Origin of the sequence: Actinoallomurus oryzae, from assembly GCF_039541955.1 — a bacterium.
In the GTDB taxonomy this organism is placed as follows: Bacteria; Actinomycetota; Actinomycetes; order Streptosporangiales; family Streptosporangiaceae; genus Actinoallomurus; species Actinoallomurus oryzae.
Genome location: NZ_BAABHF010000022.1, coordinates 385,092 through 397,801, shown reverse-complemented (window position 1 = coordinate 397,801; position 12,710 = coordinate 385,092). Strand labels below are relative to the sequence as shown.

The 12,710-nt window shown below is 71.0% G+C and carries 13 protein-coding genes; 6 read left to right on the top strand and 7 right to left on the bottom strand.

Annotated features, from left to right (window positions below; all coding sequences use genetic code 11):
* Window positions 1-15: 15 nt before the first annotated feature.
* The 4 genes from ABEA10_RS20365 to ABEA10_RS20350 all read right to left on the bottom strand — a co-directional run bounded on the left by ABEA10_RS20365 (window position 16) and on the right by ABEA10_RS20350 (window position 3,651).
* Entirely contained in the window at window positions 16-810 is a 795-nt protein-coding gene (locus tag ABEA10_RS20365; RefSeq protein WP_345466013.1) for a citryl-CoA lyase, read from the bottom strand.
* Complete coding sequence (locus tag ABEA10_RS20360; protein ID WP_345466011.1) at window positions 807-1,982, bottom strand: CaiB/BaiF CoA transferase family protein; 1,176 nt, start codon at window positions 1,980-1,982, stop codon at window positions 807-809. Before ABEA10_RS20360 ends, ABEA10_RS20365 begins: the two co-directional genes overlap by 4 nt.
* A 77-nt stretch (window positions 1,983-2,059) precedes the next feature.
* Window positions 2,060-2,575, bottom strand: coding sequence for a hypothetical protein (locus ABEA10_RS20355; protein ID WP_345466008.1), 516 nt, complete (start codon window positions 2,573-2,575; stop codon window positions 2,060-2,062).
* Between the two features lie 161 nt (window positions 2,576-2,736).
* Window positions 2,737-3,651 (bottom strand): LLM class flavin-dependent oxidoreductase, encoded by a 915-nt coding sequence (locus tag ABEA10_RS20350; protein WP_345466006.1) that lies wholly within the window; start codon window positions 3,649-3,651, stop codon window positions 2,737-2,739.
* 108 nt (window positions 3,652-3,759) lie between these two features.
* Here ABEA10_RS20350 and ABEA10_RS20345 point away from each other — a divergent pair, with 108 nt between their 5' ends.
* Window positions 3,760-4,329 (top strand): TetR/AcrR family transcriptional regulator, encoded by a 570-nt coding sequence (locus ABEA10_RS20345; RefSeq protein WP_345466004.1) that lies wholly within the window; start codon window positions 3,760-3,762, stop codon window positions 4,327-4,329.
* A gap of 6 nt (window positions 4,330-4,335) precedes the next feature.
* On the opposite strand, the gene ABEA10_RS20340 is transcribed toward ABEA10_RS20345, so the two are convergent.
* Window positions 4,336-5,139, bottom strand: coding sequence for an IclR family transcriptional regulator domain-containing protein (locus tag ABEA10_RS20340; RefSeq protein ID WP_345466002.1), 804 nt, complete (start codon window positions 5,137-5,139; stop codon window positions 4,336-4,338).
* 220 nt (window positions 5,140-5,359) lie between these two features.
* On the opposite strand from ABEA10_RS20340, the gene ABEA10_RS20335 reads away from it, so the two are divergent.
* From ABEA10_RS20335 to ABEA10_RS20325, 3 genes are all read left to right on the top strand, one after another.
* Entirely contained in the window at window positions 5,360-6,220 is an 861-nt protein-coding gene (locus ABEA10_RS20335; protein WP_345465999.1) for a DODA-type extradiol aromatic ring-opening family dioxygenase, read from the top strand.
* 109 nt (window positions 6,221-6,329) lie between these two features.
* On the top strand, window positions 6,330-6,692 hold the full coding sequence (locus ABEA10_RS20330; RefSeq protein ID WP_345465997.1) for a hypothetical protein: 363 nt from the start codon (window positions 6,330-6,332) through the stop codon (window positions 6,690-6,692).
* A gap of 82 nt (window positions 6,693-6,774) precedes the next feature.
* Complete coding sequence (locus ABEA10_RS20325) at window positions 6,775-8,232, top strand: amidohydrolase family protein (protein WP_345465994.1); 1,458 nt, start codon at window positions 6,775-6,777, stop codon at window positions 8,230-8,232.
* 135 nt (window positions 8,233-8,367) lie between these two features.
* On the opposite strand, the gene ABEA10_RS20320 is transcribed toward ABEA10_RS20325, so the two are convergent.
* On the bottom strand, window positions 8,368-9,804 hold the full coding sequence (locus ABEA10_RS20320; RefSeq protein ID WP_345465991.1) for a CpaE/TadZ family protein: 1,437 nt from the start codon (window positions 9,802-9,804) through the stop codon (window positions 8,368-8,370).
* Window positions 9,805-10,001: 197 nt separating this feature from the next.
* On the opposite strand from ABEA10_RS20320, the gene ABEA10_RS20315 reads away from it, so the two are divergent.
* Together ABEA10_RS20315 and ABEA10_RS20310 are read left to right on the top strand one after the other, a co-directional pair.
* Window positions 10,002-10,406: a MarR family winged helix-turn-helix transcriptional regulator gene (locus ABEA10_RS20315; protein WP_345466195.1), complete on the top strand. Its 405-nt coding sequence runs from the start codon at window positions 10,002-10,004 to the stop codon at window positions 10,404-10,406.
* A gap of 83 nt (window positions 10,407-10,489) precedes the next feature.
* The gene (locus tag ABEA10_RS20310) at window positions 10,490-11,587 is read left to right on the top strand and encodes an FAD-dependent oxidoreductase (protein ID WP_345465989.1); all 1,098 of its coding nucleotides are present in this window, start codon (window positions 10,490-10,492) and stop codon (window positions 11,585-11,587) included.
* 4 nt (window positions 11,588-11,591) lie between these two features.
* On the opposite strand, the gene ABEA10_RS20305 is transcribed toward ABEA10_RS20310, so the two are convergent.
* A complete protein-coding gene (locus tag ABEA10_RS20305) occupies window positions 11,592-12,707 on the bottom strand; it encodes a hypothetical protein (RefSeq protein ID WP_345465987.1) in 1,116 nt (371 codons plus the stop codon).
* Window positions 12,708-12,710: the final 3 nt, after the last annotated feature.

Genomic DNA, 12,710 nt, shown 5'->3' with positions numbered 1-12,710 from the left:
GCGGGCGGCCGTGACTCATCCCTCCGGACTCACGTACGTCGCGTTGCGGTCGACCGCCAGGTAGATGTCGTTCGCCACCGGGCGGCGCAGTTCCTCGGCGATGTGGCCGAGCAGGCCGGCGCAGCGGGCGAGGAGTACGGTGCCGCGGAGCAGTTCGAGCGGCAGGCCGAGGTCGGCGAGGGCCGCGCCGCTCACCCCGGCGCCGTTGAGCGGCAGCGTACGGCCGAGGATCCGGGGGTGGACGCGGCCGACGGCCTCGAACAGTGCCAGGTGCGGTCCGTACAGGTCCTCCTCGTGGGCGATGCGGATGATGACCGGCGTGCGCGGGTCGCCTTCCTTGTGCACCGGGTGGCCCAGGCCGGGGACCAGCAGGCCGGCGTCCTTGCGCGCGGCGACCGCGCGTTCGGCCAGCGCGTCCCAGCCCGCCTCGTCGGACGGTTCCTCGCCCGCCTCGGCCAGGACGCCGGCGAGGAAACGGCCGGTGTCCTCGGTGACGCCGAGGTACCGCGAGCCGCCGCCGAGGAGCCCCGCGGCGAGCGCGCCCTGGATCGCGTCCGGCGCGCTGAGGTAGGTCAGGCGCGCGGCGATCGCGGTCGGGGTGAACCCGTGGTCGGCGAGGCCGAGCAGCACGGCCTCGAACAGCCGCGACTGCTGCGCGGTCGGCCGTTCGAGGGTGAGCAGCCAGTACGCGAGCTCACCGAAGCTCACCTTGCCCATCAGGTCCCGGGCGAGATCCTGTCCGAGCAGCGTGATGGTCGTGGGGTCGGACGTGCCGAGCGAGGTGGGGAACTCGGGTACGGGACGGCTCACGCGTGGGGTCCTTCCGGGTGGTTTTCTGCGTGCTTGGGCAGGCCGAGCCAGGCGCGCACCTCGTCACCGTGGGCGTCCAGGGCGGGCGGCGCGAGGTCGTAGCGCGCGGGCGTGGCCGACAGGCGGACCGGGTTGCGCACGCTCGGTACGCCGTCGGGCGCGACGACCGGCTCCAGGCCCAGCTCGCCGGCGAGCTCGACGCCGCCGCGCACGTCGTTGATCGGCCCGCAGGGGATGCCCGCCTCGGTGAGCACGGCGAACCACTCCTGCGCCGACCGCGTGGCGAGGCGTTCGAGGAGCAGGGGCCGCAGCTCCTCGCGGTTGTCGTTGCGGCTCCCGACGGTCGCGAAGCGCTCGTCGTCGGCCAGCCCGGGCGCGCCGATCGCCGCGCAGAGGCAGCGGAACTGCCCGTCATTGCCGGCGACCACGATCAGCTCCCCGTCGCCGGTGGCGAGCGGCTCGTACGGGAAGAGGCTCAGGTGCGCGTTGCCCATGCGCTGGGGGACCACGCCGCCCGCGATGTACGCCGACACCTGGTTGACCATGGCGCTGAGCGCGGTGGAGAGCAGGTTCGTCTCGATGCGCTGCCCCTGACCGGTGAGGTCGCGGTGGTGCAGCGCGGCGAGGATGCCGACCGCCGAGTGCAGGCCGGTCATGACGTCGAAGACCGAGATGCCGGAGCGGTACGGCGGGCCGCCGGGGTCTCCGGTCAGGCTCATCAGCCCGGACATGGCCTGGACGAGCAGGTCGTACCCGGGCAGCGACGCGCCCTCCGCCGAGCCGAAGCCGCTGATCTCGCAGTAGATGACGTCGGCGTTGCGCGCGGCCACGGCGTCGTAGTCGAGACCGAACTTCGCCAGCCCCCCGGGCTTGAAGTTGTGGATGAACACGTCGGCCCGCGCGGACAGGGCGTGCGCGACCTCGGAGTCCTCCGGATCGGCGAGGTCGAGCACGATGGACCGCTTGTTGCGGTTGACCGCCAGGAAGTAGGTGCCCACACCGTCGCGCACGGGCGGCACCCAGTGCCGGGTGTCGTCACCGGCCGGCCCCTCCACCTTGATCACGTCGGCGCCCAGGTCGGCGAGCAGCATCGTGCAGTACGGGCCCGCGAGCACACGGGAGAAGTCGGCCACCACGATGCCCGACAGCGGCCCGGAATTTCCTGGTGACATGAGGCGCTCCAACCGCGATACGGACAACTGTCCGTACTCTGATCGCGGCGGACGCCATCTGTCAAACGCCCACCCCGTTATCCACAGCCTGTGGATTCTCGCCACAGGGCCGCGGTCCGGCTGGTCGACTTCACCGTGACGGGTTCGGCACGCGGAGCGGGCCACACCTGGATCAGGTACTCCTCCCGGGGATCGTCGTCCTCGCGCGGGTCGCCGTCGTCGCGGTTCCGCCCGTGGACGCGCAGCCGATAGTCACCGGGGCCGGGCAGCTCCAGACGCTTCGCCGGGTCGTCGCCGTCCGTCGTCCCGAAGTCGAGGAAGGCGGATCGCCAGGCGACGGACACCTCGGCGACGTCCTGCCAGCCGTCGGCGGCCGGCGGCGGTGACCCGTCCCACAGCTCGGCGGTGACGAGGATGTCGCCGATCTCCTGGCCGCACACGACCCGGGCGCCGTCGCCGTCGGGGTCGGCGTCGACCAGGCCCGTCGCGGTCCAGTCCGCCTCGAACTCGGTGTACAGGGATTCGCCGGTCAGGTCGACCGTGGACGCGTCCACGAACACCTCGGCCGAAGCGTGGCGTAGCAGAGTCGGCAACAGGCTCCCCTTCTCGCGATGCCGGACGTGGGCGCCGATCGTGCCCCAACCGGCGGCGAGGACTCAACCCGGCGCGAGGGCAACCCGGGCTGAGTTCCTCCTCCGCCTTGCGACGCGACGCCTGGACGCCGCTCGCTCGGACGGGGACTTTGAGACAGGCTCTAGCGGTCCTCCTTCGCGACCGCTTCGCGTACGGCCGGGGCGATCTCCTCGGCCCAGCGGTCCAGGGAGACGGCGTCCTGCGTTCCGCCTTCGGGGGAGAAGAGCGTGAAGCCCGCCGCGCCGTGCTCCAGGACGGCGCCGGTCAGTTCCTCGATCCACTGGGCGGCGGAACCGCCGATCCAGCGCCCGTCGTCGTTCCGGGGGGCGGCCAGTGGCCGTTCGGTGATGCGCCCGGGGAGGTTGAAGACCGTGGCGACCTCGCCCGGATCGCGACCCGCGGCAGCCGCCGCCTCGTCGATGACCGGCCGCGAGGTCCGGTAGCGCTCGCTGAGCCAGTCTGCCGCGTGGCCCGGGATCCAGCCATCGGCGACCCGGCCGGTGGCGGCGAGGGACCTGGGGCCGACCGACCCGGTCCACACCTGGGGCGCGGCCACCGGAGCCGGCTCGATCTCGTGCACCTCGTAGTGACGGCCGCGGTGGGTGACCGGCGCCCCGCCGCCCGACAGCTTCTTGACCAGGACGATCGCCTCCTCGAAGGCGTCCACGGCCTCGGCCGGTGACAGGCGCGGCACTCCCATGTCGGAGATCCGGTCCCACAGCCCGCCGGCGCCCATGCCGAGCACGACGCGGCCGCCCGACAGCGCCGACAGCGTGGTCACCGTCCGCGCCAGCATGGGGGCGGGCCGGGTCGGCAGGTTGGAGACGTTGGCGAAGCCCGCGATGTGCCGCGTGCGGCCGAGGATGAACCCGATGGTGGCGTAGGCGTCCAGGCGCTCGCCGATGTAGGGGTGGTCCGACAGCGAGAAGTGGTCGAGCCCCGCACGGTCGGCCTGCTGGACCATGCGCAGCAGCTCCGGCCCCTCGTCGACGGTGCTGTGCGCGCCGAACCCGAAGACGACTTGTCGTACGGCCAAGGTTCCGCCTTTCGTTCAGAACGAAACGTAACGTTTCGTTTCGAGGAAAATAGCGACCGACGGGTCGTGGTGTCAAAACTGAACGTTACGTTTCCATAGACTGCCCCGGTGACCGAGAGAAACAGCGGCCGAGGGCCGCGCTCCCGCGAGGCGATCCTGCGGGCCGCCAGCGATCTGTGCCGGGAGCGGGGCTACGCGGCCGTGACCATGGAGTTGATCGCGACCCGCGCACGCGTCGGCAAGCCGACGCTGTACCGCTGGTGGCCCTCGAAGGGCGCGGTCTTCCTCGACGTGGTCCTCGACCAGGTCGTCGAACCCGCGATCGAGCTCCCCGACACCGGGGACATCGCCCGCGACCTGCGCACCTGGATCCGCGGTTTCGCCGAGCTGTTCACCGACCCGCACTCGCGGCAGCTCCTCGTCGGACTGCTCGGCGCCGCCCAGGTCGACACCGAGCTCGCCACCATGCTCCGCGAGAAGGTGCAGCGCCCGCTCCAGGCCGGCAACCAGAAGCGGATCATCGCCGCCCAGGCGGCCGGCGAACTTCCCGCGATGGACCCGGTCCTGCTCGAGGAGCTCCTCATCTCACCCCCGTGGTACCGGCTCCTGGTCTCCGGGGAGCCGCTCACCGTGGAGTACGCCGACGCGCTCGTGGACGCGGTCATCGGGAGTCGGTAGGGCGGCTCACCGCGCCGGCTCGGCGTGGGGGCGGGACTGCCAGAGGGCCCACTCGGCGGAGACGTCGCCCGCCGTTCGGAGGAGCCGGGGGAGGTGTTCGCCGACCAGGACGTCCACGCTCGTCTCGGCCGCGTGTACGGTCACGTTCATCGCGGCGCGGACCTGGCCGGCGCCGTCGCGGACCGGGGCCGCGATCGACCGGATGCCCGGCGCCAGCTCCTCGTCCGCCAGCGCCCAGCCCCGCGCGCGTACGGTGAGCAGCTCCTCTTCCAGCTCGGCCGGGTCGCGGGGCAGGAACGGCGGCAGGCCCGCACGGCTCGGCAGGCTCAGCGTCTCGCGGAGCGCGTGCGCGGGCAGGGCCGCGAGCAGCACCTTGCCCTGGGAGGTGCGCGCGGCCGGGAAGCGGGTGCCGATCTCGACGCGCAAAGTGATGATCTTCGGTACGGAGACGCGGGCGACGTAGACGATGTCGGACCCGTCGAGCTGCGACATCGAGGACGACTCGCCGGTCTGGGCGACCAGGTCCTCCAGGTGCGGACGCGCGATGTCCCACAGCCCGAGCGCGCCCACGTACGACATGCCCAGGCGCAGCACCTGGGGCGTCAGGGCGAAGGCACCGTCGTCGGCCCGGACGTAGCCGAGCTCCCGCAGCGTGAGCAACAGCCGGCGCGCGGTCGGGCGCGCCAGGCCGGTCGCCGCGGCGACCTCGGTCAGCGTCATGCGCGGTCGCCGCTCGCCGAAGCACGAGAGGATGTCCAGCCCGCGGGCGAGCGCCTCGACGAAGTCGGGATCGGAGCCGCGTCCGGCCATGATGTCTCCCCTGCTCAACCGGTGTCACCGGACAGTGACAACGGGAGCATGGTCGCACAGCGGCCGACGCGCCGTGAACCGGCCGACGCGCCGTGAACCGGTCGGCACGCCCGGCCGCGTCCCCCTTGACACCCGCCGGGCTCCCGCGACATCTTTCCCCTAACGCCGCTCATCGGACGAGTGTCCGGCAGACGGTTGTTATCGAGGAAGGACCGTCACGATGGCGAAGCTCGTCGCGATTCTTGCCACGACGCACCATCCGTTCTACTACCGGACCAGCCGCCTTCCCGCCGAGGAGGCGCCGCCCTTCGCCGCCGAGTGGGTCCGGAAGGTCGAGGCCTACCGCGAGACGCTGACGCGCGCCCGCCCCGACGTGCTGGTCATGGTCGGCTCGGACCACTTCCACCAGCTGTGGCTGGACAACATGCCGCAGTTCCTGGTCGGCAAGGCCCCGTTCTACGACGCGAACTACTACAACGAGGAGCGGGAGTTCGGCCTGCCGAAGCTGCTCCTCAAGGGGCACGAGGAGCTGTCGGCGTACATCCTGCGCGAGGGCATCGACCGCGGCTTCGACCTGGCGTTCAGCAACGAGCTGCGCGTCGACCACTCCATCACGTGCCCGATCTTCACCGTACGGCCGCAGAACGACCTGCCGATCGTGCCGATCTACACCAACATCTTCGCCCCGCCGCTGCCGCGCCCGGAGCGGTTCGTGCAGCTCGGCCGGACGATCCGCGAGCTGATCGACGCGTGGCCGAGCGACCTGCGCGTCGCGGTGATCGGCACCGGCCACCTGTCGCTCGAACTCGGCGGCCCGCGTCAGTTCGGCCCCCACGGGCCCGACCCGGAGTTCGACGCGAGGGCGGTCGAGTGGATCGCGAACGGCGACCTCGAGGGCTGCCTGGCGGAGGTCACGCTCGACAGCCTGCACGCCCCGGGCAACGCCACCCACGGCTTCATGGACTTCATGCTGATGATGGGCATCGCCGGCCCACACAAGGCCGACTACGCCGACAACCTGGATCTGTTCCACACCATGGAGGCCTACTTCACCTGGTACCCGAACGGAGCTGACGCATGAGCGAGCGAATCGAAGACACGCGCCTGTGGATCACTCTGCTCCTCCCGGGGTCCCCGCGGAAACGCGGAGCCTGCGGAGCGTTTTCGTGGGGTGGGGCGGAGGATGGCTCATGAGCAAGTACCTGGTGAACAAGTTTCTCTACACCATCGACCGGGATCCCGAGCTCGTCGAGCGCTACCGCGACGACCCCGAGGGCACCGTCGCGTGGTGGGAGGCCGAGAAGGCGAACGAGATCCTCAACCTGCCCTCCGGCGAGCGTTCGACCTGGCTGTCGTTCACCGAGGAGGAACGCCAGGCGCTCAGGACGCACGACCACGTCGCCCTGTTCACGATGGGCGCGCACAACTTCCTCACGCTGACGCTGTGGATCGCCATGTTCGAGCGCGACTTCACCGAACCGCTCGGGATGCAGCTCGACTACGCCGCCAAGCTGTCCCACTTCACCCTCCCGTACCCGGACATCTCCACGTGAGCACAGGTGACGCCATGACCGAGCGGAGCGAGGGAATCGAAGGCGCGCACCAGTGGTCACTTCCGCCTACGAAGGAGGACTCATGACCCCCGAACAGCTCGACGGCCGCCCGATCGTCTTCCGCGGCGCGACCGTCCTCACCATGGACGACGCCGGCGTCATCGAGGGTGGCGACGTGCTCGTCACCGGAGAGACGATCGCCGAGGTCGGCCGCGGTCTCGCGGTGCCCGACGGTACCGCCGAGATCGACGCCTCCGGCGGCATCCTGATGCCCGGCATGGTCGACACCCATCGGCACATGTGGCAGACCGCGCTGCGCGGCCTGGGCGCCGACTGGACCCTGACGCAGTACTTCGTCTTCTACTACCTCAACTGGGGCAAGATCTTCCGCCCCGAGGACATCCACGCCGGCAACACGCTGTCCGCGATCGAGGCGGTCGACGCGGGTGTCACGACGACGGTGGACTGGTCGCACGGGCTGCAGACGGTGGAGCACGGCGAGGCCGCCGCCGACGCGCTGCGGTCGGCGCCCGGCCGGTTCGTCCTCGCGTACGGGAACCTGCTAGGGGCCCCGTGGGAGTGGACGAACAGCCCGGAGTTCCGCGGCTTCGTCGAGCGTTTCGGCACGCCGGACGACATGCTCGGCCTCCAGCTCGCCTTCGACGTCACCGGCGACCCGGAGTTTCCGGAGAAGGCGGCGTTCGAGGCCGCCCGCGACCTGGGCCTGCGGGTCACCACGCACGCCGGTGTGTGGGGCGCGACCAACGACGAGAGCATCCGGCTGATGTGGGAGGGCGGCTTCATGACGCCCGGCACCACGTACGTCCACGCCGCCACCCTCACCCAGGACTCCTACCAGCGCATCGCCGCCAGCGGCGGGTCCGTGTCGGTGTCGACCGAGAGCGAGCAGAGCGCCGGCCAGGGATACCCGCCGAGCTGGGAGCTGCGGCGGCACGGCATCCCCGTCTCGCTGTCGATGGACACCAGCGTGTGGTGGAGCGCCGACCTGTTCTCCGCGATGCGGGCGACGCTGTCCGCCGACCGTTCGCGCGAGCACCTGGAGGCGCACTCCCGCGGCGACACCGTCGTGCACAACCGGCTGCGCGCCGAGGAGGTCGTCCGCTGGGCCACCATCGGCGGCGCCCGCGCGCTCGGACTCGACTCGGTGATCGGCAGCCTGACCCCGGGCAAGAAGGCCGACCTCGTACTGATCAAGAACGACGACGCCCCGGCCCTGTACCCGCTGCTCCACCCGTACGGCAGCGTCGTTTACCAGGCGGGCCGTGGCGACGTGCACACCGTGCTGGTCAACGGGCGCGTGGTCAAGCACGAGCACCGTCTCGTCGGCGCCGACCTGGCCGGCGCCAAGGAGGCCGTCGGGCGCACCGTGGAGTACGCGCGGTCGACCATGGGCGAGGAGGCCTGGCAGGACAGCATCACGCCGGAGCTGCCCGCCGCCGAGCGCATCCCGAACCCCTACACCTACACCGACTTCGACGGCGGCGACGAACGCCACCGCGCCCAGCGTCAGGAGACCTGACCCGCGACACGCACGAAGGCTTCCGCCGACCCTCTCTCTTCCCCGGGAGCGTGTTCTTTCTCCAGAACGGGAAGATGGGCTGTGCGGCGACTCCGGCGATTCGACGACGGCGGCGCCGTCGGCGGACGGCGGCTCTCAGCGGCTCGTCACGACCGACCGGTCCTCTTCCGTATCGCCGAACGCGGGGTCATCGCTGATGGCCGCCAGGATTCCCCGGAGCGTCCGCTCGAGGTCCGGTCCTGGGCGCACGCTCGCCGGCCGGTGCGTGTTCACCGCCCGCATCCATCCCTCGTCCTCGGGGACCAGGCCGGCGAACCGCCAGCCGCCCAGCTGGTCCATGACCTCCTTGGGCCCGCACCCCACGTCCGGCCTCGTCCGGTTGAGGATCATGAGGATCTTCTCCGGAGGAATCCCGCCGCCTCCCTGCCGCTCCGGCGTGACGAGGGCCGACAGCCAGGAGCCGACGGCCTCCAGCGTCACCCGGTCGGGCTCGACCGGCACCAGGACGGCATCGGCCCCCGCCAGGACCCGGTCGAGGAACGTCCGGTCGGCCGGTTCGGTGACCGGCGTGTCGATGAAGACGAAGTCGAACGTCTGCCGCAGTACGGCGAGGATCCGGCGGTACAGCGCGTCGATCCTGGAGCGGTCGACGCTGACGATGTCCTGCGGGGCGAGCAGCGCGTAGAGGCCGATCTCGGGGATGCTCGCGAGGTTGTCGCGCACCGCCCCCGGCGAAAGCGACCAGGGGGCCTGGAGCAGATCCCGGACGGTCGGCGGTTTCAGGTTGAGACAGCGTGCCACGTCGGCCCGCTCGAGGTTGATGTCGACCACCACGGCGGACCCCGCCCGGCCCGCGCTCCGCAGCAGCCTCGCCGCGTGCATCGCGAGGTTCACGGCCGTGGTCGTCTTGCCGACCCCGCCCTTCGCCGAGGTGATCGCGATGACCGTGCCCTGCCCGACGGGCTCGCCGGCCGGAACGTACGCGGCCGGGGCCCCGGCGCTCGCGGACGGCTCCTGCCGGAAGCCGGAGCCCACCGGGGCGGGGCGGGGAGCCGTTCCGCCGTCGATCGGTGTCCGCGGCCAGGCCCGGTGTTCGGGGACCGGCCGGGCGGGTGGTGCCGGGGGAGCCGGTGCGGGGATCGGCCGGGCGGGTGGCGCTCCCGGAAGGGTCCACGGCTCCGGCGGCGGCGCGGGCTGGAGCTCCAGCCGCGGTCCCGGGCCGACGGTGCCGAGAGCCACCAGCAACTCCGCCATGTTCAGCCGCTTCGCCGCCATGACCACCCTCGGGTCGAAGACGTCGCCGCGCTCGGCGAAGGACACGTGAACGAGGACGGTGTACCCGTTGCGGACCAGGCCGTTGGCCAGTGCGGCGACCTCCGCGCCGGGGACGTCTTCGGCGAATCCCGGCGTGAACACGAAGGCGACCGGCGAGCCCACCCTGCCGCTCCGGGAGAGATCCCGCAGCTCCGAGGCGGAGGCGACGTCGAACACGACCGGGAACCGCCCGGTGTCCCGGAGCCTGCTCGCGACACCCGGGTTTCCCGCTACGACGACGGTCGGCGCAATAGCCATCACAGGTTCCTCAGTGCTCTGGTCACCGGCCGGACGAGCCCGGCCGGCGCTCCTCCACGAACAGACCAACGACCACCCAAGCCGAAAGTCGCATGATCAACAACTTCGCCAGGGCCTCTATGGATTTGATTGTTAACTATGCAACAGTTAGCATGTTAACTATGAGTGGGTCGAAGCGGGAGAGCACGTTGGAGCTGATGCGGTGGGTCGTGTGGGGGCAGCGACGCATCGCCGATGACTGGATACGGGAACGCGGCCTCACTCACGAGCAGAGCGCCGTGTTGGCGTACCTGTCAAAGAACCCGGATGCCATCCAGCGTGACGTCGCGCGGGCCACGCGCACCAGTGCGCCGAGCGTCTCCCGGCTCCTGGCCGGGCTCGAGCGGCGCGGACTCGTGGAACGTCAGACGCAGGAGGATGACACGCGCAGCCGCCGCGTGCATGTCACCCCAGCGGGCTCCGAACTGATCCAGGGTTTCGAAGAGGCCATGGACCGTGTCGAGGAGTCGATCCTCGCGCCGCTGGGCGCCGCAGGGCAGGCGCTGCTCCACGACCTCCTGGAGCAGCTCGCATCCCGGATTGAGCCACCCAGTTCCCCCTGACCGGGCCCTGCTACTCCGCGCGGTGGCCGGGAATCCCGCAGGCAGGACCGCCGGTTCATCCACCAGCAGTAAGGAACGCATGCATGACTCAAATTACGATCATCGGTGCCGGTCTTGCGGGACTGACACTGGCACGAACCCTGGCGGTTCACGGAATCCCGTCCACGGTGTACGAAGCGGAGGCCTCTGCGCAGGCCCGAGGCCAAGGCGGCATGCTCGATATCCACGACTACAACGGACAGCACGGGATCCGTGCCGCCGGCCTGATGGACGGCTTCCGATCCCTCGTCCTCGAAGGTCGCCAGGCATCCCGCGACGTGGCACCTGACGGCACCGTCCTGGTGGATCAGCCCGACGACCCCGCCGGGGGCCGCCCCGAGGTGCAGCGTGGCGAGCTCCGACAGTTGCTGCTGGAATCTCTCCCTGCCGACAGGGTCGTCTGGGGCCACAAGACTCAGAATGTTCGGACCCTCGAGGACGGTCGTCACGAAGTGACCTTCGCCAACGGATCGACAATTGTCACCGACATCCTCGTCGGTGCCGACGGCGCCTGGTCGAAGGTCCGGCCGCTGCTCTCTGATGCCACGCCCGCCTACGCCGGACGCTCGATGGTCGAGACTTACCTGTATGAGAGCGACACCCGGCACCCTGCCACCCTGGCGTTGGTCGGCGGCGGGTCGATGACCGCCTACAGCGAGACCAGCCGCATCGGTCTTGGCGTGCAGCGCGAGCGCGCGGACACCCTGCACTCCTACGCCATGTTCGACCAGCCGCTCGACTGGTTCCAGGGCATCGACTTCAACGACGGCGCTGCGGCCGCCCGCACGGTGGCGGCGATGTTCGAAGGGTGGGCGCCGGAGCTCGTCGCGCTGGTCGCGGACAGCGACATCCCGCCAATTTTCCGCCCCTTGTACGGGCTACCGATCGGGCACCGCTGGGAGCATGTACCTGGGGTCACGCTCATCGGAGACGCCGCCCACCTGGCACCGCCGGACGGCGAAGGAGCGAACTGGGCGCTCTTCGACGCCGGCCAGCTCGGCAACGCCATCGCCGAACAGCCTGAGGACATCGACGCGGCCATCCGCGCCTACGAAGCCGCGCTGTTCCCGCGGAACATCGAGACCGCCACCGCAGCCGCGGCCTACTACCCCGACTTCAAACCGTACTGTTCGACCACGTGACGGCTCAACGATGGGGATCGCCGGAGGTCAGCTTCTCGGGCGCCGCGGATCTTCCCTGCACGCCGAACCGGACCGCGGCCTCGAACCACGTCTCGGGGTTGGCGATCAGAGCACCGATCTGTCCCATCGCCGCCATGTCCTCGGCCGGCGCGCCCGGGCGTACTCCGACCACGTAGTCGGCGTCGAGCGGGCTCTCCGCCGCGACACACCAGGCGGGCAGGGCCGCGTACGGGCCTTCGAAGATCCGGCTGCCCTCAGGGAGCAGCGCCGTGAAGGAACGCATGATGACCGGAGCGGCGGGCCCGGTCAGGACCACCGCCTGGGTCCGCTCCAGCGCCGTTCTGACCTCGGCGAGCTGGTCGTCGGTGACGATGCCGGCGGCGACGAGCGCGGGCAGGTCAGGTCCGGTCCGCCGGGATCGCCGGAGCACGACGGAGTCACCGATACGGGTGACGACCGCTCCCACCTCCTCCTGCACGGCGGCGATCGCCCGGTGCGCCATGGTGAGGCTGCCGAAGCCGGCGACGTGGAGGACGCCGAGCGTCCCGCACACGGTCACCTGCGTGCCGCGGATGTGCACCTCGTCGACGCGTTCGTCCTGCCAGAGATGGAGGAAACTCTGCCCGTCGGCCAGCAGGATCCGGGTCTCGGCCGGTCCCGCGTGCTCCTGCGGCGCCGGGGCCGCCGGTGCCTTGGACGCGCGCCGGGTGACGGCGGTGGGGGACTGCCGCTCCTCGGCAGGGTCCGGGGACGGCGGGGACTGCGAGCGGGGAGGCCACAACAGCTCATCGGACGGCTCCGGCGGTGCTTCCGCCGGGACGCCCGGCTCCGTACCGGGCAGCGTGTTCCCGTCCTGCGCGGCCGGCGTCTCTTCCGGTGCCTCGGCCGTGCCGTCCTCCGGAGGACCGTCCTCGTCGGCGACCTCCGACGCCCAGTCCCGTACGGTCGCCTCCAGCTCGAGCTCCGCCTGCTCGGCGGATTCGGCCTCCGGGTCTGCGGCCGTCTCCCCGGCCTGGGGGGCCTGTTGGTCCGGCGTCTCGTTCCCGTCGGGGGTGTCGTTCTCGACGCCGAGGGCGCTCCAGAAGTCCGCCGCCTGAGTGGGTGGCTGTGTCGCTGACATCGG

What these genes read in the sequence shown, in the direction of transcription:
- ABEA10_RS20335 (WP_345465999.1), top strand. Translation starts at nt 5,360, where the DNA reads ATGGCGAAGCTCGTCGCGATTCTTGCCACGACGCACCATCCGTTCTAC.
- ABEA10_RS20340 (WP_345466002.1), bottom strand. Translation starts at nt 5,139, where the DNA reads ATGGCCGGACGCGGCTCCGATCCCGACTTCGTCGAGGCGCTCGCCCGC.
- ABEA10_RS20310 (WP_345465989.1), top strand. Translation starts at nt 10,490, where the DNA reads ATGACTCAAATTACGATCATCGGTGCCGGTCTTGCGGGACTGACACTG.
- ABEA10_RS20315 (WP_345466195.1), top strand. Translation starts at nt 10,002, where the DNA reads ATGCGGTGGGTCGTGTGGGGGCAGCGACGCATCGCCGATGACTGGATA.
- ABEA10_RS20305 (WP_345465987.1), bottom strand. Translation starts at nt 12,707, where the DNA reads ATGTCAGCGACACAGCCACCCACTCAGGCGGCGGACTTCTGGAGCGCC.
- ABEA10_RS20325 (WP_345465994.1), top strand. Translation starts at nt 6,775, where the DNA reads ATGACCCCCGAACAGCTCGACGGCCGCCCGATCGTCTTCCGCGGCGCG.
- ABEA10_RS20320 (WP_345465991.1), bottom strand. Translation starts at nt 9,804, where the DNA reads ATGGCTATTGCGCCGACCGTCGTCGTAGCGGGAAACCCGGGTGTCGCG.
- ABEA10_RS20360 (WP_345466011.1), bottom strand. Translation starts at nt 1,982, where the DNA reads ATGTCACCAGGAAATTCCGGGCCGCTGTCGGGCATCGTGGTGGCCGAC.
- ABEA10_RS20330 (WP_345465997.1), top strand. Translation starts at nt 6,330, where the DNA reads ATGAGCAAGTACCTGGTGAACAAGTTTCTCTACACCATCGACCGGGAT.